This window comes from Clostridium sp. NkU-1, from assembly GCA_001312405.1.
Window position 1 is genome coordinate 139,760 of sequence record BBDR01000005.1, and the last position, 26,555, is coordinate 166,314.

A 26,555-nucleotide genomic window follows, 5' to 3' on the forward strand; every position below is an offset into this window, starting at 1 on the left:
CTCATTCCTCCTTAAACAGTTCGGGATGAACAAACTCGGCAACATCCTCATATAAATCCGCAAGATCAAGGCTTCCGCGAATTGCATTGGTATAATCAACCACCATTACATTCCCTTCTTTAATGGCGGTAACATTTTTTAAACTTGAATTCCCAAGCAGTAAATGTTCTGCCGCATCGCTATCGGATTTTTGGAACTCAGTGACAATCATTTTATCAGGATTAATGGAAAGAATAGATTCGGCTGACATTTCCACATAAGTGTCCTTTGATACTTCTATGTACTCACCGCCTGCGCCTTCCACCATTTCATCAATGACACAGAGGCCAGGACCATAATAATAATAAGTATCATTCTGGCCGCCAGCAAACAGCAATACCCTTGGTTTGTCAGTTGCCTGAGAAGCTTTGTCCTGAATAACTTTAATTCGTGCTTTCTGATCCTCTACAAAAGCATCTGTTTTATCTTTAATATTTAGTACTGATCCCAAATTATTGATGTCATCAAAAAAGCTGTCAATTGTACGTCCCATGGTGTAGTTAATACCTGGAAGTACAGGAATTCCTCTTTGATTCCAAAAGGAAATATCGCCAAGGCGTTCATCGGTGAATGCCGAAGACATAGCAACAATTAAATCCGGCTTTAAAGCGATAACAGACTCTTTAGAAGGCCATGCATCCGTAAGAAGTGGAAGCTGCCCTACCTGCTCCTCATATTTGGAATAGGATTTGTCTAAATAGGCCAGTCCCGCAATCTTTTCTTTTTCTCCAAAATGAATCATCAGCTCTGCAAGGCCCTGCCCAATTACGACAACTCTCTTTGGCTCCTCATAAATGGTCTGCTGAACTTCCTTTCCTTTATTATCATAAACAGTAAATTTTAAAGGATAATAACTGGTCTGTTGCGGGGAAATGGTCTGGCTGGCTGCTACTTGGTTTGAAGCCCCATTTTCTTTTGTTGGTGGTTGTGAGCAAGCACTCAATGAGGTAAAGCAAAAGATGATTGCCAATAAAATAGATGTTGATTTTTTTAACATATAGATCACTCCTGTATTATAATTAGTTAGTTTCTCCTAACTCACAGTGTATTGTACATCATAAGTGCTCATGGACTATACTGCTTACGATGCCGATTTATGTTGAGAGAATGCCTATATTAAAAATAAAAAACCACAGGTATCAGCCTGTGGTTAAAGTACGAAGTCTTAAAACATTTTATAAGCAGAACCTATTCTGCATTGCGCAGCAGGAGGATTCCCGATATTTTAATGGGGTAATACCATATTGCTTTTTAAATGCTGCACAAAAATTGCTGGAGCTTGAATAGCCAATCTCATAGGCAATATCATTAATTGATTTCTCTGTGTTCAGCAGCATGGAGGCAGCCCGCTGTAATGAAAATTTCCTGTGATAGCTAAAAATAGTATCTCCATAAACCAGCTTGAAACCTTTCGTCAGTTTTTTTAGGATTAATGACCAACCTTTTAGACAGGGAAAGGATACTTGGCAATTCAAATGGTTCTTCAAGCAAAATTTGAGGAATTTCCTTGATTTTTTGCAATTCATAAGGAGTGAGTGCTGTCAGCTCACATGTTTCACGCTTCATACTTCGTTGGATATAATCATTGATAATGTTTCCATAACCTTACTCTCGTAAAATAAAGTACGGGTTTTTTTCAGGAAGGCGGCAATTAAATATTTGCAGAAAAGCAGCTGATATTTCAGGGGGAGCATTTAAGCCTAAATAGTACTCTGAGCGGAACTGATCTTCCAGCTTTTCTATTGTATCATTCCATAAACCAGCTCCGGTACTTCCAAAATAAGAGGAAAGTGCCTGCCTGTCAGCTGTTATAGAAACTCCCTGATATTCTTGCCCCGCACAACGCCTGATGATGCCTTTCATATCCTGGGATAAAGAAAGGGATAAATTGTTTGTTTCAAAACAGGTATCGCCGGCTTTTTCTTCTTCTATATACATGCAACCATCGATACAGTATTCAATTTCAAAATAGTTTCCGGCTAAATCAAATACTGTCACGATATCCTTATTAAACACAAAGTTATAGATAATCAGCATAACATTGCCGAGTAAATTATATATTTGTATGGTTCCTTTGCCATACTCCGGCTTTATATCATAAACAATGCCCTTACTCTTATCGTGGTTAGGCAAAAAACGAGCTTTCCCAATTTGCTCATGCATGGCTCTATATTGCTCTAACATAGCGGCATATCCATTTCTTGAATTTATATAGAATTTATGCTCCATTTAAAAGCTCCTTTCCTGTCTTAATACTATCAAAAACTATGGTTCGGCATACTGTTAGTATAAGCTAACTATACCATACTGCCCTGTTTATTACCTGTCAGGTTTAAAACTTCCAAAAAGAGGCTGCTAAAACCTAACGGGGCTGCAGAACTTTTATTGCTTTTTAGAACTTTTATTTGACAACATGCCATCGCCCGATGATTTGCAAACGCCTGGTTATCAAATATGAGATTTTGGAGGGTACCTTTTTCGATTGCTTGCATTGCAAATCCATGGGTACTGTTTTTTCAATCCTCTTTAATCAGTGCATACATTTTCATATCAAGAATAACCTCATTTTTTATTGCATTCTTTCTCAAGATACCTTCACACTGAAATCCTGCCTTTTCAAGAATACGGCAGGATGCCGTATTAAAAGCAAAGGGTTCTGCAAAAATCCGCAAAATATCCGTGTTTTCAAAAATATACCTGCAAGTCTGTTTCACTGCACTTGTTCCAATTCCTTTTCCCCAATATGATTCTGCTATATAGTAACCCATTTCAGCACTTCTGAAATGAATGTTGTTACAGCGGAACACTCCAATGCTTCCGATGGCTTTATCATCTACTGTAATTGCAAAAGCATATATCACATCCTTGTTCGCCGACAACAAAGAGGTAATATATTCTTTTGCATCTTCAACTGTATAGGGATAAGGTAACCCATCTCTTAGATTATCCTGGATTTTCTTGTTATTTATCGCTAATGCTAAATTTTCAGCATCCTCTATCTGCCATTCCCGTATTTTACACTCCACTTAAATATCTCCTTTCAAATTGAAATTCATCTCAGAAAATATACTCCATTATGTACTCTTCCGCATTTTCATCAATAATTTTGAATCCTACATTATGATACATACGTAACGCATAATTATCCTTTTGAACAGCAAGTAATGCCTTTTTATATCCCTTGCTTTTAAGCACCCTCAACATTTGCTTCATCAGTTCTGTTCCAATACCATATCCACGATATTTTTTATAAAGAGAGATTGAAAACTCTGGTGTATCATCGCCAACAGTTCCAAATCCATTGATATTTCTTACCCAGACAGCACCTGCAATTTTTTTATTTACTTCTGCGCACAGGCAATAATCGTCTTCCATTCTTCCAAAGTTTTCAATATATATCTGCAAAGAAGGTTCTTCAATTACTGCTCTTGGTAATAAATTATTTTCATCTCTCTGAAAAATCGCTTCATACAGAAAATCAGCGAGAAGCGGATATTCCTGTGCATACATTTCTCTAATAATATATTTCATAAATACCTCCGATTTTAAGTTTTAATCATCGGCTCTTATTCCACACATGCAAACACTCCTTATTAAATTCTTTTTCTTTTCAGTTGTATAATCCGAACGATATTAAAAAAATGTTCTTTCTTCATATACCTTTGTAACCTGTTTACTCATTTTTGTTGCCTCTAAAGAAATTGCAGAAACTCATTTTTCCATTTTTTTCTGCATATGCTAACAATCTCTGATACTGTTTTTCATTTTGTTCTACAATTCCTTCTAAAACAACGGTGTCCGCCTCATCATTTAACACATGCAATTTCCTATGGCAATTTGGGCAGACTGCCACCACATTATCCATCGTGTCGCTCCCGCCATCCGCTAATCGCTTCACGTGGTGTTCTTCCAAATATGGCTCCTTGTTCTTATCATAAAAGGGCGCTTCTTCACCACACATCTGACATTTACCTTCTGCTATCTTTTTTTACCATCTCTTTCACGTAAGGGCTCCGATAATATACAACTGCTTCTGTTTTCTGTGACTTTTTTTGATTTGCCACTTTTAATCTGAACCGCTAATTTTTCCGGTGATAACTGTTTAGCTTTTACTTCCTCTAAATCCATCACAATCTCAAGTTCTGATAAAGCTATTTGAGGCCTTTCCCCCTGATCCAGTAATTCTAAAATTCTTTGTTTTTCTTGCTCGTTTTTCTGGATTGCCGCTGTCTGTCTTATAATAAATTCATACATTGTCTTATTTGCCTGAAACAAATATCCCGTATTGCCTCTACCAAGTTTATTAAACGGTGCATATTTCTGTGGCTGCAGTTTTAATAACTTTTCTTTATAATCTGATGTAATGATCGGTTCAGTAAAAAGGATATAGGTAGTATCCACTCTCCAGCCTTCTTGTTGCCATTCATTCGATAATTCTGTCGGCCTTTTTGCATATACACATCTCTTTTAGCTATGCTGATTGCCATTACCTTCTTCTTATAGCTATGTATGATAACGTCGCCACGTCTAACCTCTTTCATTTTTTTCCCAATGGGCTTCCTTCCTCCCGGTATTTCCATACTGCGGCGCCCACAAATACCCGCCATGATATTCTTCATAAAATGTTTTGTTCTGGAACACAAAAAAAGTAATTCATGCTAATCCCTCCAAACACCCTTGCTGCACCAGTAATTCATCCACTGGCGCCAGCTTATACTTGTGTAACTGCTCCTTCTTCACCCAAGCAGTTTCACTATGCACATTGAGTCGAAAATTTTCATCTAATAAAACTGCCCTGTATAAAACCATCATATATTCTTTTCTATCGACAAAAAAACTGCTGTTCTCCAAGAAACTCTTCTATCTTAAGTTTCACAGATAATTCTTCCATAATTTCTCTTTTTAGGCACTCCACATCTGTTTCATTATCTTCTACTTTTCCACCTGGAAATTCCCAATAACCTGCTAGTGAACCGTAATTACGCTTCGCTATTAAAGTCTTACCTTCTTTTACAATGGCTGCTGCAATAATTCTATGCATACTAATCACCTCAAGTTCATTATATAATATATCTGCTTTTTGTACTAAGTTTTTTTAATAAATTATAACGCCTTTTCCTAATTGGGGCTTTGCCATGGACCATATTACTATTGAAGAGTATCAAAACAAAGATTTTGAAAGCGTAATTGATTTATTAGTTCATTCTTTTAAAAGCAAGTTTTACCATCGTCAGAATTTAAGCATTCATGATATAAAAGATATTTTATATGTTTCCTGGGATTTGAAAGCCGGTGCCCCCGCCTATGTCCATTTTGTTGCAAAACATAATCAGAATATAGTTGGTGTAATTTTAATACGCTGCAGTAAAAAAGAAAAAGGAAATAAAAGAATACCGATTATTTCCTTATGCCAAAGGTATGGCGTCATTAACATCTTACTGCTGTTTTTAAAAATGCTGCTGTTAGATGTTAACACGCCAAATGAATCCTATATAGAACATATCGCAGAATGAAGCTTTGCGTGGGAAAGGAATTGGCATGCTGCTGCTTCAGCACGCCGAACAGGCATTATTGGATCGGGGCTATACCTCTTGTTCATTAGCGGTTGCTGAAGAGAACTCTGCAAAACGCCTTTATTCTAGGTTAGGATTTAAAGAGATAAAAAAGATAAAAAGTCCCTTAAAAGATTTTTTTGTCGGGACATTTCAGTGGACTTTTATGCAAAAAAACTTTAATCCCAAAGGTTATATAAAAAAATAAAGTAACACAAGGATACCCAGTGCAATGCGATACCAGCCGAATATTTTAAAGTCATGCTTTTTAATATAGCTCATCAAGAATTTAATGACGAGCAATGACACAAGGAATGCTGTCACCATTCCAATCCCTAATGTCAATAATTCCATCCCTGTAAAAGCAATACCAAACTTTAAAAGCTTTAATGCACTTAATCCGAACATGACCGGTACAGCAAGAAAGAATGTAAACTCCGCTGCCACAAGCCTGGGTACTCCAATCAATAAGGCCCCGATAATCGTTGAACCGGAACGCGATGTTCCAGGTATAATAGACAGCACCTGAAAGAAACCTATCATCAATGCTGTTTTATAAGTGATGTCGTACACTTCACCTCCCTCAGAAGGCCGCTTTTGATTCCAGTTTTCAATTAGAATAAATGCAATACCATAAAAAAATCAATGTAATTGCAATGACAACAGGGGTATGCAGATGTGCTTCAATATAATCATCGAAGAAAACAGTCACCACAGCACCTGGAATACAGGCAATTACAACCTTAAGCCATAGTGAAAGAATATCCTTATGGACAACAACCTGCCTGTTTTCTTTGAATGTAATAGGAATCATTTTGTTCCAAAATATCACTACCACCGCTAAGATTGCACCAAGCTGAATAACAACAAAAAAACATTTCTTTAAAGGCTTCGCTCATATTAAGCTGTAAAAACTCATCGACCAAGAGCATATGGCCAGTGCTGCTGATGGGCAGCCACTCTGTAATGCCCTCTACAATACCAAGAATTATAACTTTTATAATTTCCATGAAATCAAATGACATTATTTTAAATCCTCCTTATAAAAATATCTAAATGTTGAATAAAAACCTGAGAGTGAGACAAATCCAATGATCCCTATGACTACGGGAATTGGATAATCCGTAGTTTGAATGCTGCCTTTTACTAAAAACAAGTTAGCTGTCCAAGGATATAAAGCACCAAATTTATGATTACTAATTGCAGCACTCCCCATAACAACGGCTGCAGAAACAATCACGGGTATAACAAACCCTTTTGTTTTTTCGGCTATATATGCAAATGGAGATATGGTCAAAAACATTAATACACTGCCCAATAGAAACTTGATCAGCCATTCGCCTGCAACTTTAAAACCAAACCCATCTAAACCAAAGATGACATGATAAGCTGACATTAAAGCAAAAATTGCTGCCCAGGTCAAAACAGTCAGTACGGTAGTCCAAAGATACAGCATGAGAAACTTGCCAGTTATAAAGTCAATTCGTGAAACAGGTGCAGGCAATATCATTTTCAGTGTCTTTTCCGTATATTCCCTGCTGAATAAGTAAGAAGTAATCGCCACATAAACCATCATATTCATCAATAACATGACATATAACAAACTGCTGTCGAATATGTCGTTTAAGGTAAAAACCTGCTCCGGATGGTCAAAATGGGTTTGCAATGCTTCGACTAACATCATAAAAGGGGTAGACAAAACGCCTAAGACACTGAATAAGACGATTTTAGAGCGTTTCAATTTTAAGATTTCACAGTAAACCAGATTAAGCAATGCCGCCACCTCCAATCAATTCTGAAAAATAATCTTCTAAATTCTCTTTTGTCTCCTTTATTTTTGTTACCATTAATCCGTTTTCTACAAACGTTTTGTTGATCATACCACAGTTATAAGCAATGTCAAATACTTTCAATGTATTTCCCTCTACCTGGCAGTTTGTAATCCCATAGCTTTTTTTCCAGAATTTCTAATGCTTTCTTCATATCTGAAACTTCAAATTCAATATATTCATGTCTTCGATTTTGAAGGACCTCCATTTTGATTTCTTCAATCAACTGCCCCTCATGCATCACTCCAATGACGTCCGCAATTTGCTCAATTTCACTAAGCACGTGGCTGGATACAAATATAGTAGTTCCTTTGTCCCGGCAAAGTGATGTCAGCAATGCGCGTATTTCTGAGATTCCGATTGGGTCAAGTCCGTTGATTGGCTCATCCAGTATGAGCAATTTCGGCTCATGCATCAGCGCCGCGGCAATTCCGAGCCGTTGTTTCATACCTAATGAATAATCCGAAAAGGGCTTTAAATATTCATGATGCAGACCGACCATTTCCAAAGCCTTCATTATGTCCTCCTTTTTTCCCTGTCCACGCAAGTGCATCAAAAGGGTTAGGTTGTCAAAGGCGGTAAGATTTTCGTAAAATCCCGGCGTCTCAATGATCGATCCGATTTGCCGGTAAATGCTGTGATCTGTCTTTTCACACCTTGTGCCAAACAAATAAATTTCTCCGCTTGTTGATCGAATGAGTTTAAGAAGCATTTTCATTAAGGTTGTTTTTCCTGCACCATTTCTGCCGAGCAAGGCGTAGATTTTCCCGTTAGGTACATGGACGCTGACATCGTTTACCACAATTGATTTTCCATACTGTTTTTTTCAGATTTCTTGTTTCAATAAGATATTCCATCGCCATATTTCCTTTCTTTTCATTCAAGTCCTCCATGAATGATAGCTTTATTATCCATATCTGACATGAGTTGAACAAGAAACCTGTCGTCACAATAGAAAAAAAGCCCTGACACGTTTCGTGTCAAAGGCCTGTTTTCAAGCTTTTCAGTATTTATTTGATTTGTTTTTCTTTTAACAAGGTGAGTATCTTGATGAAAAAAAAGAAAAACAGCAAGGCCCCCGCGTATGGCTCTCTTGTTGCAAAAAAAGAAAACAATTGCTATTGCATCTATGGCAAAGGAAGTCTTTAAGATGATACCCCTTAATTTTTCTTTTTCTAAATGTGAAAAAAATAAACTGCGTGACACCAAGCCCTATCAAGGTAATAAAAATGACCCAATAACATGTAAGAATTGCCTGGGTATTATTCGTGTATATAAGCAGATTAACCGCCTGGATATATGTCCCCGCCGGTTGTCCGTAAAGAGGTAAAAGGATAAAGCAATTGCCATTATATCCAGCACCGCATAGATGTATCCGAAGACTTTACTCAAATTAGAACGATTTTCAGTTACTGCTATACTAATGAGTTCATCACCAGAAAGCAGCTCATCAATAGATACATCAAAAAGCTTTGATATCCCTTTTAGTGACTCAATATTGGGATAACCCTTCCCACCTTCCCATTTTGAGATTGCAGTTCTTGAAACGTATAATTGTTCTGCAAGTTGTTCCTGAGTCAGATTCCTTTGTTTTCTAAGTTGTTGTAATTTTTCATTGAATTCCAACTTAAGACTCCTCTCGATTAGACTTTGCACGAAAGATTTCAGCCTATGTTCAGAGGGCAAAAACCGTCATTTCTTAGCCCGGTCTTTGCTCCGAAACCGCTCTAACACCACAACATTTTGTTGCTAAAGTCTGCTTTTTATCTTCCCTCTTGTATCTCTATACACCGATTTCACAAATTATATCATAGAACTCCTGATTTGGCGATCTCCCATCTGCATTTTATCCAGGCACAACATTCCAAGCAAACTGCAAGTACCTAAAATCATACTTTGTGCCAAATCTGCAAGTACTAATCTGGCTTGTTTTGTATTCTCCTCCGCCTGTAAAATCGGACAATTATGATAAAATCAATTATTTCTATACATTTAAATTCTCCCCACTGCCTTCGTCACCTTCAATTGCTTACCGCAAACCATTGTATGTTTCATTGCTTCCAGTACCAATGGTCCTTTACCGTTTAGTATCTCTATATAGGTAAGGGTATCTTGTATGGTTATTATTCCGATGTCCTCTGCCCCCACACCTTCCAGATTGGATATGACTCCAACAAAATTGGTTGCCCTGAGCTTCTTTTTCTTTCCGCCATTAAAACGTAATTTCATTATATCCTTATTTAATTGATCACTTTTCATTTTTCTAATCTGAGGAGCCATATGCATTTTTTTCATCAAAAGCAGGTTTCAGTCTGGCTACTTCCTCTTTGGCAGGTTTTGTTATTTCCTGAATTTTAAACCCGATCAGTTCTTCGATGTCAAGTAAATATCTGGTTTGTATGGGAACCACAAAGGAAATTGCTTTCCCTTTTTGCCCTGCACGCCCTGTTCTTCCGGTACGATGGACATAGTTTTCCTCATCCAGGGGAATGTCATAGTTAATGACCAGAGAAATATTCTCTATATCTATACCTCTTGCCGCTACATCTGTGGCAATTAAATAGCGGTACTCTCCCCTTTTAAAACGCATCATTGCAGATAATCGATCAGCCTGTTCCATGCCGCCATGCATTTTATTACAGGGATAGCCTAAATCATTCAGGCGGTCACATACCATATCCACCCGATCCTTGGTACTGCAAAAGATGATACAGCTATCCGGTTTTTCAATAATCATAACATCGGTAAGCAGTCCAAACTTATCTTCTTCATTTGCAATATAAAGAAAATGATTAATATCAGCTGTCATGATACTGGCCTCGCTGACATCTATATTGATGGGGTCTCTCATATAATTTGATGCTATACTTTTTACTTCATCGGACATGGTAGCAGAAAACAACATTGTCATTCGTTCCTCGGGCAGTTCTTTTATAATTGCTTCTACCTGTTCAATAAATCCCATATCCAGCATTCTGTCTGCCTCATCAATTACTAAGCAGCTAATTTTATTTAAGCTCAACGTACCTTTCTCTATGTGATCCATGACACGCCCCGGTGTACCAACAACTACATGTGTTTTCTGCTTTAACTCTGCTTTCTCAATAGAAAACTGGTGTCTTCCATAGATTGCTGCTGCTTTTATTCGTTTAAATCTGCCTATATTGGTAAAATCCTCTTTTACTTGAACAGCAAGTTCCCTTGTTGGAGTCAAGATAAGGGCTTGTGGTTTATTTTCAAGCCATTCAACTAATTCACATATGGGAATTGCGTATGCGGCCGTCTTGCCGCTGCCCGTCCTCGCTTTGACGATAAGATCATTTTTTTCTAAAGCAGCTGGAATGACTTTAGCCTGAACTTCTGTAGGTATATCATACTCCAGACCATTAAGTGCCTTTACGATATCCTCACTGATTGTATAATTATGAAAATCTTTAATATCCATATCTAAACCTCTCATTCAATTCAAAAATGTATAATTATAACTAGAATCATATAATTCTTGATAAGTTACGTACTAACCCATTTTACATGAGGATACCGTTCAATGCAATAAAAACGGTTTCATTCGCTTCCAGCCACTTTAAGCTTAAGCTTTCTTACAGATTCTTTTATTATGCATTTGCTATTATGACATGCTTTTGATATCATGTTATATAAGAATATTCAAAATCGTCAGCTTCGCAGACGCTTTGAATCATATATAAAAAATAGATATTTAAAAAGGTGGTAGCAAGAATGGATAATCAAGAGCAAAAACATCAGCGTCGTCCCAGGTATAAAGGTACTCACCCAAAAGCTTTTAAAGAAAAATACAAAGAACTGCAGCCAGAGTTATATGCTGATGCTGTGGCAAAGGTTATTCAAAAGGGTAATACTCCTGCTGGTACGCATCGTTCCATTTGCGTGAATGAAATATTGGAATTCCTACAAATTACCCCTGGACAAACTGGATTAGATGCAACTCTGGGTTATGGCGGCCATACTTTAGAGATGCTTAAATGTTTAAATTCAAAGGGGCACTTGTATGCTACTGATGTAGACTCTATCGAATTACCTCGGACAAGGGAACGTTTAGAGCGCTTAGGTTATGGCTCAGAAATCTTAACGATCAGGCAAACAAATTTTTCCAATATAGATCAAATCACTTCCGAATCAGGACCATTGAATTTTATATTGGCGGATCTGGGTGTTTCTTCCATGCAGATAGACAATCCTGAAAGAGGATTTTCCTTTAAGGCGGATGGGCCATTAGACTTACGGCTGAATCCACTAAAAGGCATGTCTGCAGCTGATCGTCTTAAAACTATTTCGCAGGAGGAGTTACGCGGTATGTTGCTGGAAAACGCGGACGAGCCTCATTCCGCAGAAATCGCTCATGCCATTATTTCTGCAATAAAAAAAGGAACAGACATTACAACAACAAGTCAGCTCCAGCAAATTATCAAAGATACACTGAAATTCATTCCAGAAAAAGATAGAAATAATGAAATTAAAAAGTCCTGTCAAAGATGCTTTCAGGCGCTGCGAATTGATGTAAATAATGAATTTGAAGTGCTATATGAATTTTTAGAAAAACTTCCTGCTGCCCTGGCTGAGGGCGGACGAGTTGCTATCCTTACCTTTCATTCTGGTGAAGATCGTCTCGTTAAAAAAATCTTTTCAACGCTTCTATCGTGAAGGTATCTACAAAGAAATAGCCCCTGAAGCTATTCGGCCATCAGCAGCCGAATGTAATTCCAATGGCCGTGCCCGATGTGCAAAATTACGCTGGGCTATAAAATCTTAATAAAAAGCTGCTGCAATTAAGGTATTCCCCCACTTGCAGCAGCCCTGATAAAATTAATACATGGCAAATCGATCTAAAATTATTCAATCATAAAACTGGCTACGCCAATATTATTCAAAGTAATGATTGGTTTGCACCAGAATGTCTTACAGCAGCTATCAGACATCCTTACTTTTAAGATATAATGGCCTTCATAAGGAACTGTAAATTCAAAGCAGCCACAACCGTTAATCTGTACACAGGACAGAAAAATATCGGTGTCATTGCATCTCTGGTATAATTTTACATCCCAATCATGGAAATCCTGGCATCGGCAGCCCCAGATACAGCCCATTATGATACAGGGTTTAATCAGGCAGTCCTGGCAAACAGGGCAGGGTTCCGGTTCCGGACAGGCTGGGCATTCCGGGCACACTGGGCAGGCCGGGCATGGCTTCGGTTTTGGGCATTCTACAGGAATTGGTATTGGAATGGGAATATACTCTTTTTCCGGTTCCGGGCAGGCTGGGCATGGCTCTGGTTTTGGGCATTCCGGACACGCCGGACAGGGTTTCTGCGGAGGACAAGGTGTCGGCGCGGACACGCCGGGCATGGTTCCTGCGGAGGACAAGGTCTTGGTTCCGGACAGGGTTGCTGTGGAGGACAAGGTCTTGGTTCCGGACACGTTGGACAGGGTTCCTGTGGGGGACAAGGAGCTGGTGCCGGGCAAGGTTCCTGGGGAGGGCAAGGTGTTGGTGCCGGACACGGTTCCTGCGGAGGGCAAGGTGTTGGTGCCGGACACGGTTCCTGCGGAGGGCAAGGTGCCGGTGCCGGACACGTTGGGCATTCCGGGCACACCTGAGCAGGCTGTTCCTCCATTCCCGGTGATACCTGAGGTACTTCCGGTGCTGGAACCACTGGGGCTGGCGCTATGGCTTGACATGTCACTCCTCCAACAAATGGAAAATAATGAAATTCAAAACCGCTGTCAGCATTTACAGCAAAAGCTCTCAAGGCCGCATTACCGCTTACATGGCCGCCTGTAGGATGTGCATGGTACATAGCCTGTGGCGCCAGAATACTTCCCCAGATATCGGAAGACTTTTCCATATAGATATTAGTTGCATCCTCAAACACATACAATGTCTGATTAGCCTTACTTCTTTCCCCATAAACACCGTATTGCAAATGAGCATTGGCTCCCGTTCTCAGCCTTACAATTACTGTACTTCCTTGCGGAACTTCTGCACGTATACCTTTGTTGATCAGACCATTTGGCCTTACATCGATAAGGAATACATTCTGTACAGGGTCATTTCCCCTTAAAATCCATTCGTAATTATTATCCACTACAATTCCATTTGGAGTTAAGGTTTCAATACAGTCTTTGTAATATCCAATGCTTTCCCTTGCATCACTAAAAAAATCTGGGTAAGTCAGCACCTATCCTGCTTGCAGGTATATATCTTGGTACATCATAACTGGGAATCAAATAGTGATCACCTTTATCCGATGGTGTCCAATATTGGCTGCCCCCATTGGCCTGGTACAAAAATTTTAGTTCTTGTATCCCATCAGTCAGCCCATCTTTTCCGATGAAATAAGTACTTCCCTTGGCTGCACGGAATCCACCGCCGACAACCACATGGCCGATAACAACCAAAGGACCGGCCATAGATACATTACCGCCAACTAAAAAGCTACTAAATCCGGTGAGTAGCCGACTTCTCCATTACCTCTTTTAACAAAGCCAACACTCAACCCCCTTGGACTGTAAAAACTTCCACCTATAGCTACAGGCCCTTCAACATCTATAATGTTATTAGCATCGTTAAATACAATAACATTGAATCTGGATGCAGCACCAAAAGGCTGACCTGCAATCGTATACCAGTTAATATCATCATAAGGTAATCCTGCACTTGCCATTGCTTCCTCACTATAACTGATATTGTCCATATAAACTCCTGCAAATTGCTTGAATTGCAACGCATTTTTATTCTCAATTCAGTTTATTCTAATGGAAATGGTTCTGTGCAGTTTTTTTATGCAATAGGACTAAATTTTATGAAAATCTTTTGAAATTAAGATAAATTATCTTCCAAAGTATGGGACAAAATAAGCATTTTTTGTCCTTCATTGCCATCATGTTTCGGAAAAAAATCTCTAAAGAATTCTCGCTTTAAAAAGCCTCTCCTTACTCTTTGTCAATTTATCGATAATATTAATTATTGTATTGAAATCTAACAAACAAATAACTGATTTTAGTATTCCTATCGCCCTGAAATCCATATTATCAAGAATGATGTCAGACAATCAGAATTCTTCTATTTCATCTACATGGTCAACTATAGGTTTTACAAAATGATAATTGCATTAAAGAAATTATTATCTAACTGATTTTTCTGACTTCATTAATAACTCGGTTCTTACAAGTCCTGGATAAATAATCACAACGCCAGTACTATCTATTATTAATTACCATCTAGTCCTAAACTGAATAAAAGTTCGATGGTTATAAGCTTGTTTCATTAATGATGTTTCATTATTTTAAAAATCATTAAACTCTATAGGTCGTTCAAATGGTTGATAAACTTTTAAGTTAACTCTATAGAATTTATCACCTTAATCCTGGTTAGACTTGGGGTCAATCAAGCTTTTCAATGTTTTCCTGAATTGAACAACAAACATCGTACCTGTTACGGTTACAGCTATGATATCGGCAATTGGTTCAGCCAGATAGATTGCCATTGTTTGATTTGTAAATATCAAAGGCAGAATGTAAATTAACGGAATCAGAAGGATCACTTTTCTGAGCAGAGCAAGGAAAAGCGAAGTTTTGGCGTCTCCAATTGCAATAAAGGTCTGTTGACAAGCGACCTGGACCCCAAACACAAGCGATACGGAAAAATAAATACGCATAGCGCCTGACGTAAACTGAATGAGTGAGGCATCGGACGTAAAAATACCGGCGAACCATTGCGGGAAAAGCATGATAAAAAGCCATAATGACGCTGAAAATATCACGCTGCATTTCAGCAGTATAAAAAAGGCTTCCTTAACGCGCCGAACATTTTTCGCGCCAAAATTGTAACTGATAATCGGCTGCGTCCCCTGGGTAAGGCCCAAAAGCGGCAGCATAGAAAATTGCATGACGCTTGTGAGAATTGTCATGGCACCGACAGCAATATCTCCGCCATATTTCAGAAGCGATGCATTAAAACAAACAGCAATCAGGCTTTCCGTAGCATACATGACAAACGGAGCAAGCCCAAGTGCAATACAGGGCAATATCACTTTTACCTCAATCCGGCAGTTTTCTTTTTTCAGTTTCAGGATCGTTTTTTTGCCGCAAAGGAAATACATGACCCAAACTGCGGAAATAGCCTGTGACAGGACCGTCGCCAATGCCGCACCGGCAACCCCCATATTCAATCCGAAAATGAAGATTGGATCAAGTATAGTATTGCAAACCGCACCAATTAAAACGGAATACATGCTGGTTTTTGCAAAGCCCTGTGCTGAAATAAAAGCGTTAAGGCCGACTGTAAGCTGAACAAATATCGTACCTATTACATAGATACCCATATAACTAATTGAATATCCAATCGTATTTTCGCTCGCACCGAAAAGCATTAAGAGATCCTTTTGCCAAATGTAAACAACAAAAGTCAAAATAGCGCTTATGATCAAAAGCAGGACAAACGAATTGCCAAGTATTTTTTTCAGCAGTTTTGTTATCGCCTTTTCCCATATAAATGGAGGCACGAGGCGCACTACCCATACTGACAAAAGCTGCAAAAGCCGTTATAATCATGATAATGGGCATACAGACACCTACGCCTGTCAGCGCCAGTGGTCCAACCTCAGGAATATGTCCAATATAAATGCGGTCAACAAGATTATAGAACATATTCACAAGCTGTGCTGTAATAGCAGGCAATGAGAGTTTAAAAATTAATTTTCCTATTTTTTCTTCACCTAAAAAGGCAGTATCTTTTTCCATATCCAAACTCCTTTTGTCTATCTTTCTAACGCTGCATCAGCATTATCAAAAATTTTCTCCAGCAGCTTTTCAAATACTCTGATTTCATCATTTGTCATTCCGGCAAAGAGCAATTTCAATACCTGGGCCTGGCCAAGCCTGATATCTGTAATGATAGGAGTTGTTTTCTCTGTCAACTTAAGATGAATGACCCGCCTGTCATTTTGGTCCTGGACTCTTTCCAGAAGGCCTTTCGTGATAAGGCTTTCAACGGATGTTGAGACATAGCTTTTTGCAATCATTCTGATCTCAACGATATCACTTGCCGTATCATACTCTGGATTGTTTGCAAGAAATGCAAGAATATCAAGTTCAGACTGACTGATTTGGTACTTCATACGAGTTTCTTCAAACTGTTTTTCATAAAGCCGTTTTACGCGTTGCCCATTAATCAGCATTGCAGCCCGTTTACTCATAAATTCATCCACCTTTCTTTAGTTCTTTTTCAGAACAGTTCTATAAAGAACTATCTTACAGGAATCCATTTAGAATGTCAAGTTATAAAAAGCGTTGAAAATGATTTTATGATTTGTAAATGCGCATTTTACATTCCTCCTTTGCGTGAACTTGTTGTTATACCGGAAGGATAAGGAACAGCTAACGTATTTAAGCTGCTGGATATGAACGAATGATTTCGATGTTGTCAGGATACACAAGAGAAATAGAAAAATCCCCCTCACTTCTATAAAGGAAAAAGTGAGGAGGCTATGCACTAAAAACTAAATTTTCATCAAGTTTTTTGCTTAGACAGAATTTTTGAAAGCCTGCGGCTGACCGTAGATTCATTTCCTCCAATACTTCTGGCGGCTTGTGATCAGCTTTTCTCATTGAAAAATGCTTCATCAGTAAGTGATCAACTGTCCATAATGCCTGAAGCAGCTCTTGGTGAATAAGCTTGTTTCCTTTTATAATCTGCGCAGTGCCCACAAAAAACTGATAAAACACATAACCGCTAGTAAAAGAAAAACAAATGTAACATCACGGGCAGCAATATTTCCCTGTAAAATCAAAGCTCGTAAGGCGTTAATTACATGAGTAAACGGGTTTAGATTAACTGCAATTGCCAATCCCCCGGATAATCTGTCTGCCGGAAATAATGCCGTGCTTAGAAAGAATACCGGCAGGACAATTGCGTTCATCACGGTTTCGTAAATGACCTCATTGGGAAGGCAAAGGCTGATCGCATAAGTAAGCCCTGCCATAAAAAAATGCAGTCATAAATATCAGCAAAGCAATCAGGAGCCCCCCTATAAATCCGGACGCAATTTTTACAGAAAAGAACAGGCTGACAATGCACATGATTGTAACTTCAATAAAAGTACATAGTACTGCTTCTAATACTTGGCCGAGTACAATTGAGCTTCTTCGAACCGGGGCAATCAACACCCTGTAAAAACTCCCATCAGTTTTCATCAGATAATTCATAATACCGCTGCTGCTGCATGCTCCAAAACTTACAAGGACAACAAGCCCGGGAAGAATAAAGGCCGTATAGTTTTCAATCCCAATGCCCTGCATAGGCTGTCCGGCAACGGCACTATATAAAACCAGCCAAAGGATAGGCTGCAAAATCGTCATTACAATCGTGAAAGCATTATGAAAACGCCACTTTATATTACGCTGAAGCAGAGTAAAAACCTCCATTAGCACGCCTCCTTTCCATTTTCTTCTGTGAGTCTGATAAAAACGTCTTCTAAGGTAGGCTGCATAATTTCTATCCCCAGGAATGGGACTTCATGTTCCAGAAGCCAGCGATTCGCTTTTTCTAAATCTATATGTCCATTTTTTAAGTCGGTAATGATTTTATCATGGCACAAGTCAGATTCTTTCAGTCCAACAACACTTTTTAACGGTTCAAAACAATTTTGGGCCTGTTCTTTTGATGCAAAACTGATTTTCAGCATATCCTGCCGTAAGTATTCTCTGAGCGCATGAGGCGTACCTTGAAGTATCTCTTTCCCACTTTTCATAATGCATATGGTATCGCTTAACTGGTCAGCTTCCTCTAAATAATGAGTTGTCAGAAAAATCGTGGTTCCAAAATCATTTCTGATTTTTTTCATCATGTCCCACATCGCCATGCGGGATTGAATGTCCATACCAACAGTTGGTTCATCCAGGAATAATACTTTAGGATTTGACATCATATTGAGTGCAATATCAAGCCGCCTCTTTACCCCGCCGGAATAGGATGAAACAGGATATTTCAAGTACCGTTCTAACCCAAAGCAGGAAATCAGTGTTTTCATACGTTTTTGCGCTTCCAGTTCAGGCGCCTTATAGAGCTTACTTTGAAACATCATATTTTCTGTAAGAGACAAGTGTGTATCAATGGATGTCTGCTGTGCCACACAGGATATTTGCCTGCGAATTTCAGACGTTTCCCGGTAAATGTCTTTTCCGAACATGGTAACAAGACCAGAGGTAGGAGCCAGATAAGTGGTCAGTATATGAATAAGCGTTGATTTCCCCGCACCATTATGTCCTAAGAGGGAGAAAATTTCTCCCTCCTTTACCTCTAAGTTCAGGCCATTTAATGCCTGTACGCCGTTCTTATACTTTTTTATTAAATTTTCGGTTCGAATAGCGGTCATATTATTCCTCCTTGACCGGGAACAGAACTTCCGTAACATATCCGGCAGGATTCCCTTTTAAGAACATTCCGGGGCCTTTGATAAAAACCTCTCTAAATGGTGGACTAAGCTGCAGATGATGTTCAGCAGCATACCGGTCAATTGCTGAATAAGCATTATGCAAGGTTTCATAAGGGCCAATATGCGTGACGCTGATTGCTTTGATGCGTGGAATTTCTTTTATTTCAATTCCATTTTTTTATGGGTGTTTCCTCTGTGGGTACGCACAAGTCCATTTCGCCCATTTTTGTTTCCGGGTTCATCACATAATAGCAAAAGAACGGTGCGCCGCTTGTCTTTCCCTTAATAGACTGAAAAACGCTTGGAAAAACCTTGTTTGCCCCGGTTACGATTCCCTTGTATCTCAGAAAAGCAACCCGAATCGGTTCTATATCTCTGATTTCAATTTGGTATTCCATTTTTTAATTCCCCTTTTCCATTTTTACAGCAATCCATACTTCGGAATGCCCCTCCTGTGGCTTTTCCTGACTGATCGGATATACCTCTATGTCCGGCAATTCTGCATAAGTGTACCCTGAGAACGGAAGCCATTCTGTAAGAAAACGTTTGAAAATATTTTGTATGGATTCTTTGAAATGTCCGTCGCTTTCAAATACCACCCATGTTGCTGCCGGGATTTCATACTCAAACATTCCTGCCGGAACAGGCTGATCCGTTGCAGCCGCAATATAATAGTAAATATCATCTGGATTTTGATAAACAGTGACTCCCAGCACTGCACCTGGAATTTTATCCGACAGTTCGCAGATTTCTGTGAATTGGTTATCCTGTAAAGCTCTGTTCCAAAAAGGCGGAACCAGCTTTTGGTTTTCCTCCATGTCCTCTGTTAATGGAATGCGGATCCCTACAATCCTCATAGACTCTTTTTCTTCCATACGATATGGCATAGCATCACCTCCTGTAACTTTAACGGAAAATTTAATGGGGGGATACGCATGGAGCATACTCCCCCCGGATTTGGCAGCTGAGGGAGAAATTCCATGAACGCTCTGAAACGCCCGGTTAAAAGAGGTCGGAGAATTGTATCCGTATTTCAGTGCGACATCCAATACCTTTGTATCTGTGGATTGCAATTCAAAAGCGGCCTGTGTCATTCTCCGGCGGCGGATATATTCAGATAAGGGAATACCGGCTACATAGGTGAACATACGTCCGAAATAATAAGGCGAACAACACGCTATGTTTGCCGCTTCCTCACATGAAATTTCGTTATCCAGGTTCTTTTCAATATAGTCAATAGCGCTGCTTAACTTCTTTAGCCACTCCATTTCTTCACCTCCATGTATCAATCATACTATTTAAAATAAATTTATTCCTCGCTTTTTATGTTCTCTTTTGTAAACTCTACTTTACCGCAATAAAATTTATATATCAACAATAGACGCCCACACTTTTTTTATAATAAAAGTGTGGGCGCTGCTTGCTGCTGAGCTGCATCTTTATTAAGATTTTTAGCTTGGAAAGAATTTGGGAAAGCCTGCGTCTGATTGTTGATTGGTTTACTTTAATACATCTGGCAACTTGCAGCGGTGTAGTCTGCATTGACCAATACATAAAAAATCCCTCCAAACTTTATGGGATTAGGGGAAACTGTAAAATATTTAGGTATGGATAGGGACCTGCCAAAGCTTTATTTTTTTTATTTGGTGAGTATAAATTATAACAGGTGTTTTGTAAAGGACTGCTATACACATCAAAAGGCTACGTCTTCAATTCTGAAAAACGTAACCTCTATATTTGTTGCAAAAACTTTTTAAATTCTTTTCACCTGAAGTTGAAGAATGCTTCCGATTTATTTAAACAATTGCTTATATAACTCTTTTAAGCTCTAAATTCAAATGGCGGCGTAATGTCCGTTTTATCTTCCATATCAAAAAGCTGATCACTATTTTTCTCCAGCATGGGTAATTAATTTTCGGAACGATTCTTCAAAATGCTTGTCATCTTCCAGTGTTCTTTTTCTTGGTCCGCTTAGATGATTTTTAGATTTTGCTCTTCTTGCGGCTTTTGCAATGTGTCGCTCCATGAGAAGCTGATTTATGTTGTCGTTGGTATACCATCTTCCAGATTGATGAATCGCATATGCATTTTTTTCCCAGTGCCATTGCTGCCACACCATAATCCTGTGTTACCACAATATCTCCAGATCTACACAGGTTTACCAGTGCAAAATCGACTGCATCTGCTCCTGCACCGATAATCTTTATCTCGCTGTAATCAGACTGTAACACATGATTTGTATCACATAAGAGACATACCTTTATCTTATATTCTTCAGCTACCCTCTCAACAATACGAACTACCGGACAGGCATCTGCATCCACATAAATCTCCATTTACTTTTTCCTCCTCATTATGCCAGTAAAAAAAGAAATTATTCTGCTTTTTTAAGGAATTCTGCAGGCACCTTTTTTATAAGCCATACATTATTTTCAGAGCAATAGAATTTATAACCAGCCTTTGCCATAGCACCGGCATTAACCTGATATACAACAGGCCTTCCATGTCTGTTACCTGCTTTAACGGCTGTTTCCATATCTGTTGATAAAATATAATATTTGATACTCAAAAAGACAAAAAAAACTGCAAGCTGCATTGAAGTTATCCGGAATAATACAAAAGAGCACATTACCATGCTTCACTTTCATATAACTTGTTACTCTATTTACATATCCAAATTTACCGTTTTTTTGTCCTTCATTGAAATTTTATTAAAACTCCGTTTTTCTTTCAATGTTCCATCTGCTGTCATTCGATACTTTTTCTTTTTTTGATGAAACGCCATCTATGGAAGCTGTATGCAATGACTCTCTCTTAGATGATACACCCGATTTTTGTGAGGTAGTTTGGGATGATGTTTTTGACCTTAAAATTTCTTTCTTCGGAGGTTTGGCTTGAGATTTCGCTGTTTTTGCTGTATCTCTTCTTGGCTGCACAGCTTTATCGCCGGAACGTTGTTCTTTAATGGGTAGGGATGATCTTTTATTTCTATTAATTTCTTCCCAATCAACTTTTCAATATCGTTTAGTTGTCCCTTTTCATCAAAATCGCAGAAGGATATTGCTGTTCCACCAAGTCCTGCCCTGCCTGTTCGACCAATACGATGTACATACGTCTCTGGTGTATCTGGCAGGTCATAATTAATAACATGGGTCAGTTCATCTATGTCTATTCCCCTTGCCGCGATATCTGTTGCAAGCAATATTCGCAATGTTTTGTTTTTAAAATTGTTTAATGCCCTCTGACGTGCTCCTTGTGATTTATCACCATGGATTGCCTGAGCAATTACGTTATTCTTTGATAATTGCTTAATAAGTCGATCCGCCCCGTGCTTGGTACGGGTAAATACTAGTGCTGAAACTATGTTTTTATCTTTTAGAATGTGCAGAAGCAAATCCTTCTTATTACTTTTATCAACAAAGTACAGATACTGCTCTATGGTATCCACTGTTGATGATACCGGAGTGATTTCTATTTTCGCAGGATTCTTCAGAATCGTACCCGCCAACTTGGCGATGTCTGGCGGCATCGTAGCGAGAAAAGTAATGTTTGCTTTTTTTTAAAGGAGTTTTAGCAATGATCTTTCTAACATCATGAATAAATCCCATATCCAGCATACGGTCCGCTTCGTCCAATATAAATATTTTAATATGTTCTATATTTACAATTTTTTTGATCGATTAAGGCCAGTAGTCTTCCTGGTGTTGCCACAAGTATATCTACCTTTTGCTTTAAATTTTCCTCCTGGGGCTTTTGAGATACTCCCCCAAAGACTACACAACATTTTAAATTAGTAAATTGCCCATAAGTGTTAAAACTTTCATAAATTTGTAGAGCGAGCTCTCTAGTTGGAGTTACGATTAGAGCCCTTATATTTTGTTTTGCCCGATGAGGCACTTTTTCTTCGTTGAGTAACTGAATCGTTGGTATAGCAAATGCAGCTGTTTTTCCGGTACCAGTCTGGGCACAACCAAGTAAATCCCTGCCGCTTAATATAACAGGTATTGCCTCTTCCTGTATCGGTGTAGGAATATCGTAACTTTCCTTTTCCAATGCCTTTATAATATCATGCATAATATCTAAATCTTTAAATTTCATAAACTCTCCTATTAATCTGTATTGTTTAAATTTATCTCTTATCTGATACTTGACCAGGCCAGTCTATTTAGAGCAACATATTTCAACGGCACATTCTGTATACTTTGAATGTGTAAAAAAAATGTCGCCCCTCTGGTATCCCCTTGGGGCGGGGTGAATTTCTGTGAAGCACAGACTATCGCACAAAACGCCAGCGCAAACTATAAGCAGTTATCCAAGTACCTTCATAATTTTCATTCCACTCTTGAATTCCATCGTTGCAAAAGAATATGGATGAATCCTTTATAATGATTGAAGCTTCTAAAATATCGGCCCCATAGTATAGTATTTATCAAAACTTTCGGTGGCATCTTGTTTTCCGCTTTATCCAGGTAATCAAAAAAGCATATATAGCCTCCATTCTCAGAAGGAACATGCACTACTGCTTTTCGTACCATCCAGTGTTTATTCTTGCATACACCTCTGATTTGAAATAGCTTCGAGTATTGTCATCATAAATCCGGACCTTCAAGGCTAAATCTCCTTTCTGGCGTAAGAATCTTTGACCATTTTGCTTCGAATGAAATTGATATATGTAAAACTGTCAAGAGACTTCATCCTTTACGTCTATCAGTTTCCGCATGGTATTCTCTATGAGTTTATCGTCAACCAGTTCTTTCTATATCCGAAAACACGGCAATCTTAATTTCTGATTTGTATTATTGTTTAGGATATAAGATACTGTGGTATATGACCCCCTACCTCTGCGGCAATATCTTTCATTGTTATTCTTTGCATAAAAACGCTCTTCTTATCATTGCCTCATGCAGCAGATATCGGTCTCTTCTCTGAAAAATTTGCATTCGTCTGATTATACTGGACTTTTCCCATTATGTAAATAGCATAATTTCATATAATATAAAACAAAAGTACCGCCCACCAGTTTCTATCAAGTGGAACCTTTCCTCGTTCCGGGACTTTTTACATATCTGCCTGCCTTAACGAAGCTTTGTACTCACCCGTTTCTCTGTATTTTAAAATCTTGCAGTCACTGTCATCGATATGAATGACAGACTGGTTCGGAACCCTGAAGCCTCTAAATCATGTCAGTGGAAAATTTCCTGTCAGGGTTGGAAATTTTATTAGAAAAAATAGAATTTCCCGTTTCAAAATATAGGGATTTGATGTAGAATTGAAAATAGGATTTTATTGTTATGAAGCCGTAAAGCCGAATAATAAGCGCTCCCAGGTACAATCCGCAGTTCGAACCGAGAACTAATCCCAGATTAGGAGGTAATCTATATGAAATTTCACATGCCAGAGTACAAAATCGACTACGAAGTAAACAAGCCCGATCCATATCCACTTCTTTCTGAGGGAATGAAAAAGGTCATTGATTATCAGGCAGAACACTCTGCCGATGCCTTTGATACCAATTGCTCTTGGGATGAATTGAGAACGAAATATGTAGAAGAACGCCGTTTTTGGAATGAGGGAGGTCCAAATCCCTGCAAAACAGTGGAATTAACAGTCGAAGGTCCCATCGGTCCGATCCCTGTGCGCATTTATTACCCTGATGATAAACCTCAGCATCATGCTTTGGTATTCATTCACGGCGGCGGATTTACCGTAGGAAGTATTGATACTCACGACCGCATGATGCGAAGTGTCATGGCTTCCAGCAAATGCGCAGTAATCGGTGTGGACTATCATCTGGCTCCGGAAACGAAATTCCCGGTTCCGCTGTTTGAATGCACAGCTGTCATCCGTTATTTCCATGAGCATGGATCTAAATATGGTATTCTTCCGGATAAAATGGCAATTGGGGGCGACTCCGGCGGAGCAAATCTGGCTTTGGGGGCTGCGCTTTACCTGCGTGACGTATTTGGCGATAACGATTACATTTGCGCACTGCTGCTCTATTATGGTTCCTACGGTCTGATGGACGGTCCTTCCTGGCGCTTGAACGGAACCGCATTAGACGGTATGCGCAAAAGTGATATGTCTGCTTACATCAGCTATTATCTGGAAAATCCCTCATTAGATGGAGAAAATCCATATTTTGCTACCTTAAACAATGATCTGACCCACGGAATACCTGCTGTTTATTTATGCTGTGGCAGCTTGGATCCGCTCTTAGGCGATTCTCAGGCCTTACATAACATATTAGCTCTCCATGGCGTACACACGGAATTTGAGCTGGTTCCTGGTGTACTGCATGCATTCATGCATTACGGGCGTATGATGGACGAAGCCCTTGACTGTTTAAAGCATAGCGGCGAATTTTATGCTTCCATCATAGAAGGATAAAAAAACTCGCCGGCTATGGCCACCAGCCGAATATATTCATAAAGAGTGCCGCACCTGCGAATATAAATCACAGGTACGGCACTCTTTTTTGGTATTTGCATTCAGGTTTCATATTTTTACATAAGCAGGCGGTGTCGGTGCAATTACAATTCTGCTCTCATACGGTTCTTTATGAATCTGGGCAAGAAGCAGTCTTGCACTCTCCTTCCCCCCTCGTTTATATTCCGGTCTGCTGACCATGATATTCATCCCAGGAACCACCGGAACATCTGAATCCGAAAGCACGGCAATCTTAATTTCTAATTCTTTTCTCTGATATAAAGCAGCGCATAAATACTTTATCATCACTCCCCAGCCACAAATCACAGCATCATTCGGTTCAAATAGTCTGAGTCTTGGCAGAACATTCTGCGTAAGAGAGCGTTTGCACATATCATCAAATGCCATATGCCGGTCGTCCGAAGATGTTCCTTGCATAACGGGGACCTTGCACACGATAAGCTCAGCATCCGGATACAGCTCCATGGCTTTTTTCAATCCGCATAACCGATATTCCTCCTGCAGACTGTCTACGCCCGGCTGCCAGTACAGAATCCGCTTGGCGCCCTCTCCCAAAAGACAACATGCTACCTCAAAAGCCCCATCTTCATAATCAAAGCTTACAGAAGCCAGCCCCTCTTCATCAGGACAGCAGTCACAGGCAACGAAGGGAATTTTATAGTTGTCAATCATCCTGCTGCAGACCGGCGGCAGACCATCTGATGAAATAAAAATAACCCCATCCGTCCGCCGCTGCAGCACGCTTTCCACATACTCCGGGCACTTACTTTCTTTCTTCATCTGGAAATCCATCAGCATAAGACCATATCCTTCTGCCCCAAGCTCTTCCCGTATTCCCTGCAGCAGCCTGCCGAATCGGCTCTGAGCCACAGATTTTTCCAATGCCACTGCGATACATTCCGTACTGTCCTTACGAAGAGAACGTGCAGTTTCATTCGGTATATACTTCAAACGCCTTGCTGCGTCTAACACCGCTTCACGTGTTTTATCTGATATTCTCTGATTTGTATTATTATTTAGGACATAAGATACTGTGGTATGTGAAACCCCTACCTCTGCTGCAATATCTTTAATTGTTATTCTTTGCATAAAAATATTCTCCTTATCATTGCATCATGCAGTAGGTATCGGTCTCTTCTCTGAAGAATTTGCATTTGTCTGAATTATACTAAACTATCCCTCTTATGTAAATAGCATAATTCCCTATAATATAAAACAAAA

Annotated in this window: 28 protein-coding genes and 7 pseudogenes; 5 read left to right on the forward strand and 30 right to left on the reverse strand. The window is 39.2% G+C overall.

Going from position 1 to position 26,555, the window contains the following annotated elements:
- Nucleotide 1 precedes the first annotated feature (1 nt).
- The 9 genes from JCM10519_RS10235 to JCM10519_RS10270 form a co-directional block, all read right to left on the reverse strand.
- A complete protein-coding gene (locus JCM10519_RS10235; RefSeq protein ID WP_054738992.1) occupies nt 2–1,036 on the reverse strand; it encodes an ABC transporter substrate-binding protein in 1,035 nt (344 codons plus the stop codon).
- 178 nt (nt 1,037–1,214) lie between these two features.
- The gene (locus JCM10519_RS28625) at nt 1,215–1,469 is read right to left on the reverse strand and encodes an AraC family transcriptional regulator (RefSeq protein WP_347843848.1); all 255 of its coding nucleotides are present in this window, start codon (nt 1,467–1,469) and stop codon (nt 1,215–1,217) included.
- On the reverse strand, nt 1,414–1,605 hold the full coding sequence (locus JCM10519_RS28630) for a hypothetical protein (protein WP_347843857.1): 192 nt from the start codon (nt 1,603–1,605) through the stop codon (nt 1,414–1,416). Before JCM10519_RS28630 ends, JCM10519_RS28625 begins: the two co-directional genes overlap by 56 nt.
- Nucleotides 1,606–1,644: 39 nt before the next feature.
- Nucleotides 1,645–2,268, reverse strand: a complete 624-nt coding sequence (locus tag JCM10519_RS28635) for a hypothetical protein (RefSeq protein ID WP_347843776.1) — start codon at nt 2,266–2,268, stop codon at nt 1,645–1,647.
- Between the two features lie 287 nt (nt 2,269–2,555).
- The gene (locus JCM10519_RS10250; RefSeq protein WP_054739002.1) at nt 2,556–3,065 is read right to left on the reverse strand and encodes a GNAT family N-acetyltransferase; all 510 of its coding nucleotides are present in this window, start codon (nt 3,063–3,065) and stop codon (nt 2,556–2,558) included.
- A 31-nt stretch (nt 3,066–3,096) separates the two neighbouring features.
- Nucleotides 3,097–3,570, reverse strand: a complete 474-nt coding sequence (locus JCM10519_RS10255; protein WP_054739004.1) for a GNAT family N-acetyltransferase — start codon at nt 3,568–3,570, stop codon at nt 3,097–3,099.
- Between the two features lie 142 nt (nt 3,571–3,712).
- Nucleotides 3,713–4,000, reverse strand: coding sequence for an HNH endonuclease (locus JCM10519_RS10260; RefSeq protein WP_054739006.1), 288 nt, complete (start codon nt 3,998–4,000; stop codon nt 3,713–3,715).
- Nucleotides 4,001–4,017: 17 nt separating this feature from the next.
- On the reverse strand, nt 4,018–4,440 hold the full coding sequence (locus tag JCM10519_RS10265) for a hypothetical protein (protein ID WP_054739008.1): 423 nt from the start codon (nt 4,438–4,440) through the stop codon (nt 4,018–4,020).
- A gap of 421 nt (nt 4,441–4,861) precedes the next feature.
- Nucleotides 4,862–5,080 (reverse strand): NUDIX domain-containing protein, encoded by a 219-nt coding sequence (locus JCM10519_RS10270; RefSeq protein ID WP_054739010.1) that lies wholly within the window; start codon nt 5,078–5,080, stop codon nt 4,862–4,864.
- A gap of 94 nt (nt 5,081–5,174) precedes the next feature.
- On the opposite strand from JCM10519_RS10270, the gene JCM10519_RS28640 reads away from it, so the two are divergent.
- Both JCM10519_RS28640 and JCM10519_RS28645 read left to right on the forward strand, forming a co-directional pair.
- Complete coding sequence (locus tag JCM10519_RS28640) at nt 5,175–5,552, forward strand: hypothetical protein (RefSeq protein WP_347843777.1); 378 nt, start codon at nt 5,175–5,177, stop codon at nt 5,550–5,552.
- Between the two features lie 4 nt (nt 5,553–5,556).
- The gene (locus JCM10519_RS28645) at nt 5,557–5,799 is read left to right on the forward strand and encodes a GNAT family N-acetyltransferase (protein ID WP_347843778.1); all 243 of its coding nucleotides are present in this window, start codon (nt 5,557–5,559) and stop codon (nt 5,797–5,799) included.
- On the opposite strand, the pseudogene JCM10519_RS10280 reads toward JCM10519_RS28645, so the two are convergent.
- The 6 genes and pseudogenes from JCM10519_RS10280 to JCM10519_RS10300 all read right to left on the reverse strand — a co-directional run bounded on the left by JCM10519_RS10280 (nt 5,784) and on the right by JCM10519_RS10300 (nt 10,865).
- Nucleotides 5,784–6,616 (reverse strand): annotated as a pseudogene (locus JCM10519_RS10280) (undecaprenyl-diphosphate phosphatase). The gene JCM10519_RS28645 and the pseudogene JCM10519_RS10280 sit on opposite strands and share 16 nt — an antisense overlap.
- A complete protein-coding gene (locus JCM10519_RS10285; protein WP_054739012.1) occupies nt 6,616–7,365 on the reverse strand; it encodes an ABC transporter permease in 750 nt (249 codons plus the stop codon). The pseudogene JCM10519_RS10280 and the gene JCM10519_RS10285 overlap by 1 nt, the downstream one beginning before the upstream one ends.
- Nucleotides 7,358–7,504 carry a hypothetical protein gene (locus JCM10519_RS28650; protein WP_347843779.1) on the reverse strand — a complete coding sequence of 49 codons (147 nt, stop codon included), beginning with the start codon at nt 7,502–7,504 and terminating at the stop codon, nt 7,358–7,360. The genes JCM10519_RS10285 and JCM10519_RS28650 overlap by 8 nt, the downstream gene beginning before the upstream one ends.
- Complete coding sequence (locus tag JCM10519_RS10290; RefSeq protein ID WP_347843780.1) at nt 7,491–8,222, reverse strand: ATP-binding cassette domain-containing protein; 732 nt, start codon at nt 8,220–8,222, stop codon at nt 7,491–7,493. Before JCM10519_RS10290 ends, JCM10519_RS28650 begins: the two co-directional genes overlap by 14 nt.
- 208 nt (nt 8,223–8,430) lie before the next feature.
- Nucleotides 8,431–9,046, reverse strand: a pseudogene (locus JCM10519_RS10295) (helix-turn-helix transcriptional regulator).
- 366 nt (nt 9,047–9,412) lie between these two features.
- A pseudogene (locus tag JCM10519_RS10300) lies at nt 9,413–10,865 on the reverse strand (DEAD/DEAH box helicase).
- Nucleotides 10,866–11,158: 293 nt separating this feature from the next.
- On the opposite strand from JCM10519_RS10300, the pseudogene rsmH reads away from it, so the two are divergent.
- Together rsmH and JCM10519_RS28655 are read left to right on the forward strand one after the other, a co-directional pair.
- Nucleotides 11,159–12,209: pseudogene (gene rsmH / locus JCM10519_RS10305) on the forward strand (16S rRNA (cytosine(1402)-N(4))-methyltransferase RsmH).
- A 335-nt stretch (nt 12,210–12,544) separates the two neighbouring features.
- Entirely contained in the window at nt 12,545–13,234 is a 690-nt protein-coding gene (locus tag JCM10519_RS28655; protein WP_347843781.1) for a hypothetical protein, read from the forward strand.
- A 371-nt stretch (nt 13,235–13,605) separates the two neighbouring features.
- Here JCM10519_RS28655 and JCM10519_RS10325 read toward each other — a convergent pair whose 3' ends face one another.
- The 14 genes and pseudogenes from JCM10519_RS10325 to JCM10519_RS10380 form a co-directional block, all read right to left on the reverse strand.
- A complete protein-coding gene (locus tag JCM10519_RS10325) occupies nt 13,606–13,863 on the reverse strand; it encodes a hypothetical protein (RefSeq protein ID WP_054739021.1) in 258 nt (85 codons plus the stop codon).
- Between the two features lie 17 nt (nt 13,864–13,880).
- A complete protein-coding gene (locus tag JCM10519_RS10330; protein WP_054739023.1) occupies nt 13,881–14,147 on the reverse strand; it encodes a collagen-binding domain-containing protein in 267 nt (88 codons plus the stop codon).
- A gap of 666 nt (nt 14,148–14,813) precedes the next feature.
- Nucleotides 14,814–16,194, reverse strand: a pseudogene (locus tag JCM10519_RS10335) (MATE family efflux transporter).
- Between the two features lie 17 nt (nt 16,195–16,211).
- Complete coding sequence (locus JCM10519_RS10340; protein WP_054739024.1) at nt 16,212–16,649, reverse strand: MarR family transcriptional regulator; 438 nt, start codon at nt 16,647–16,649, stop codon at nt 16,212–16,214.
- A 289-nt stretch (nt 16,650–16,938) separates the two neighbouring features.
- Complete coding sequence (locus JCM10519_RS10345) at nt 16,939–17,160, reverse strand: hypothetical protein (RefSeq protein WP_054739026.1); 222 nt, start codon at nt 17,158–17,160, stop codon at nt 16,939–16,941.
- Nucleotides 17,139–17,435, reverse strand: a complete 297-nt coding sequence (locus tag JCM10519_RS28660; protein WP_347843782.1) for an ABC transporter permease — start codon at nt 17,433–17,435, stop codon at nt 17,139–17,141. Before JCM10519_RS28660 ends, JCM10519_RS10345 begins: the two co-directional genes overlap by 22 nt.
- Nucleotides 17,392–17,877: an ABC transporter permease gene (locus JCM10519_RS10350; RefSeq protein WP_347843783.1), complete on the reverse strand. Its 486-nt coding sequence runs from the start codon at nt 17,875–17,877 to the stop codon at nt 17,392–17,394. Before JCM10519_RS10350 ends, JCM10519_RS28660 begins: the two co-directional genes overlap by 44 nt.
- The gene (locus JCM10519_RS10355; protein ID WP_054739029.1) at nt 17,877–18,827 is read right to left on the reverse strand and encodes an ATP-binding cassette domain-containing protein; all 951 of its coding nucleotides are present in this window, start codon (nt 18,825–18,827) and stop codon (nt 17,877–17,879) included. The genes JCM10519_RS10350 and JCM10519_RS10355 overlap by 1 nt, the downstream gene beginning before the upstream one ends.
- A 1-nt stretch (nt 18,828) precedes the next feature.
- Complete coding sequence (locus tag JCM10519_RS28665) at nt 18,829–19,056, reverse strand: GyrI-like domain-containing protein (protein ID WP_347843849.1); 228 nt, start codon at nt 19,054–19,056, stop codon at nt 18,829–18,831.
- Nucleotides 19,052–19,285, reverse strand: coding sequence for a hypothetical protein (locus JCM10519_RS28670; RefSeq protein ID WP_347843784.1), 234 nt, complete (start codon nt 19,283–19,285; stop codon nt 19,052–19,054). The genes JCM10519_RS28665 and JCM10519_RS28670 overlap by 5 nt, the downstream gene beginning before the upstream one ends.
- A gap of 3 nt (nt 19,286–19,288) precedes the next feature.
- A complete protein-coding gene (locus tag JCM10519_RS10365) occupies nt 19,289–20,155 on the reverse strand; it encodes an effector binding domain-containing protein (protein ID WP_054739031.1) in 867 nt (288 codons plus the stop codon).
- A gap of 617 nt (nt 20,156–20,772) precedes the next feature.
- Nucleotides 20,773–21,223: pseudogene (locus tag JCM10519_RS10370) on the reverse strand (YaiI/YqxD family protein).
- Between the two features lie 38 nt (nt 21,224–21,261).
- On the reverse strand, nt 21,262–21,483 hold the full coding sequence (locus JCM10519_RS10375; protein ID WP_347843785.1) for an RNA 2'-phosphotransferase: 222 nt from the start codon (nt 21,481–21,483) through the stop codon (nt 21,262–21,264).
- Nucleotides 21,484–21,753: 270 nt separating this feature from the next.
- Nucleotides 21,754–22,985 (reverse strand): annotated as a pseudogene (locus tag JCM10519_RS10380) (DEAD/DEAH box helicase).
- A gap of 1,281 nt (nt 22,986–24,266) precedes the next feature.
- On the opposite strand from JCM10519_RS10380, the gene aes reads away from it, so the two are divergent.
- A complete protein-coding gene (gene aes / locus JCM10519_RS10385; protein WP_054739034.1) occupies nt 24,267–25,274 on the forward strand; it encodes an acetyl esterase in 1,008 nt (335 codons plus the stop codon).
- Nucleotides 25,275–25,382: 108 nt separating this feature from the next.
- On the opposite strand, the gene JCM10519_RS10390 is transcribed toward aes, so the two are convergent.
- A complete protein-coding gene (locus tag JCM10519_RS10390; protein WP_054739037.1) occupies nt 25,383–26,423 on the reverse strand; it encodes a LacI family DNA-binding transcriptional regulator in 1,041 nt (346 codons plus the stop codon).
- Between the last annotated feature and the right edge of the window lie 132 nt (nt 26,424–26,555).

Excerpts from the sequence above, each read along its gene's own strand:
- JCM10519_RS10235 (WP_054738992.1), bottom strand. The coding sequence starts at position 1,036 with ATGTTAAAAAAATCAACATCTATTTTATTGGCAATCATCTTTTGCTTT.
- JCM10519_RS28630 (WP_347843857.1), bottom strand. The coding sequence starts at position 1,605 with ATGAAGCGTGAAACATGTGAGCTGACAGCACTCACTCCTTATGAATTG.
- JCM10519_RS28635 (WP_347843776.1), bottom strand. The coding sequence starts at position 2,268 with ATGGAGCATAAATTCTATATAAATTCAAGAAATGGATATGCCGCTATG.
- JCM10519_RS10255 (WP_054739004.1), bottom strand. The coding sequence starts at position 3,570 with ATGAAATATATTATTAGAGAAATGTATGCACAGGAATATCCGCTTCTC.
- JCM10519_RS10260 (WP_054739006.1), bottom strand. The coding sequence starts at position 4,000 with ATGTGTGGTGAAGAAGCGCCCTTTTATGATAAGAACAAGGAGCCATAT.
- JCM10519_RS10270 (WP_054739010.1), bottom strand. The coding sequence starts at position 5,080 with ATGCATAGAATTATTGCAGCAGCCATTGTAAAAGAAGGTAAGACTTTA.
- JCM10519_RS28640 (WP_347843777.1), top strand. The coding sequence starts at position 5,175 with ATGGACCATATTACTATTGAAGAGTATCAAAACAAAGATTTTGAAAGC.
- JCM10519_RS28655 (WP_347843781.1), top strand. The coding sequence starts at position 12,545 with ATGATACAGGGTTTAATCAGGCAGTCCTGGCAAACAGGGCAGGGTTCC.
- JCM10519_RS10325 (WP_054739021.1), bottom strand. The coding sequence starts at position 13,863 with ATGGCCGGTCCTTTGGTTGTTATCGGCCATGTGGTTGTCGGCGGTGGA.
- JCM10519_RS10330 (WP_054739023.1), bottom strand. The coding sequence starts at position 14,147 with ATGGACAATATCAGTTATAGTGAGGAAGCAATGGCAAGTGCAGGATTA.
- JCM10519_RS10340 (WP_054739024.1), bottom strand. The coding sequence starts at position 16,649 with ATGAGTAAACGGGCTGCAATGCTGATTAATGGGCAACGCGTAAAACGG.
- JCM10519_RS28660 (WP_347843782.1), bottom strand. The coding sequence starts at position 17,435 with ATGGCAGGGCTTACTTATGCGATCAGCCTTTGCCTTCCCAATGAGGTC.
- JCM10519_RS10350 (WP_347843783.1), bottom strand. The coding sequence starts at position 17,877 with ATGGAGGTTTTTACTCTGCTTCAGCGTAATATAAAGTGGCGTTTTCAT.
- JCM10519_RS10355 (WP_054739029.1), bottom strand. The coding sequence starts at position 18,827 with ATGACCGCTATTCGAACCGAAAATTTAATAAAAAAGTATAAGAACGGC.
- JCM10519_RS28670 (WP_347843784.1), bottom strand. The coding sequence starts at position 19,285 with ATGGAATACCAAATTGAAATCAGAGATATAGAACCGATTCGGGTTGCT.
- JCM10519_RS10365 (WP_054739031.1), bottom strand. The coding sequence starts at position 20,155 with ATGGAGTGGCTAAAGAAGTTAAGCAGCGCTATTGACTATATTGAAAAG.
- JCM10519_RS10375 (WP_347843785.1), bottom strand. The coding sequence starts at position 21,483 with ATGCAGCTTGCAGTTTTTTTTGTCTTTTTGAGTATCAAATATTATATT.
- aes (WP_054739034.1), top strand. The coding sequence starts at position 24,267 with ATGAAATTTCACATGCCAGAGTACAAAATCGACTACGAAGTAAACAAG.
- JCM10519_RS10390 (WP_054739037.1), bottom strand. The coding sequence starts at position 26,423 with ATGCAAAGAATAACAATTAAAGATATTGCAGCAGAGGTAGGGGTTTCA.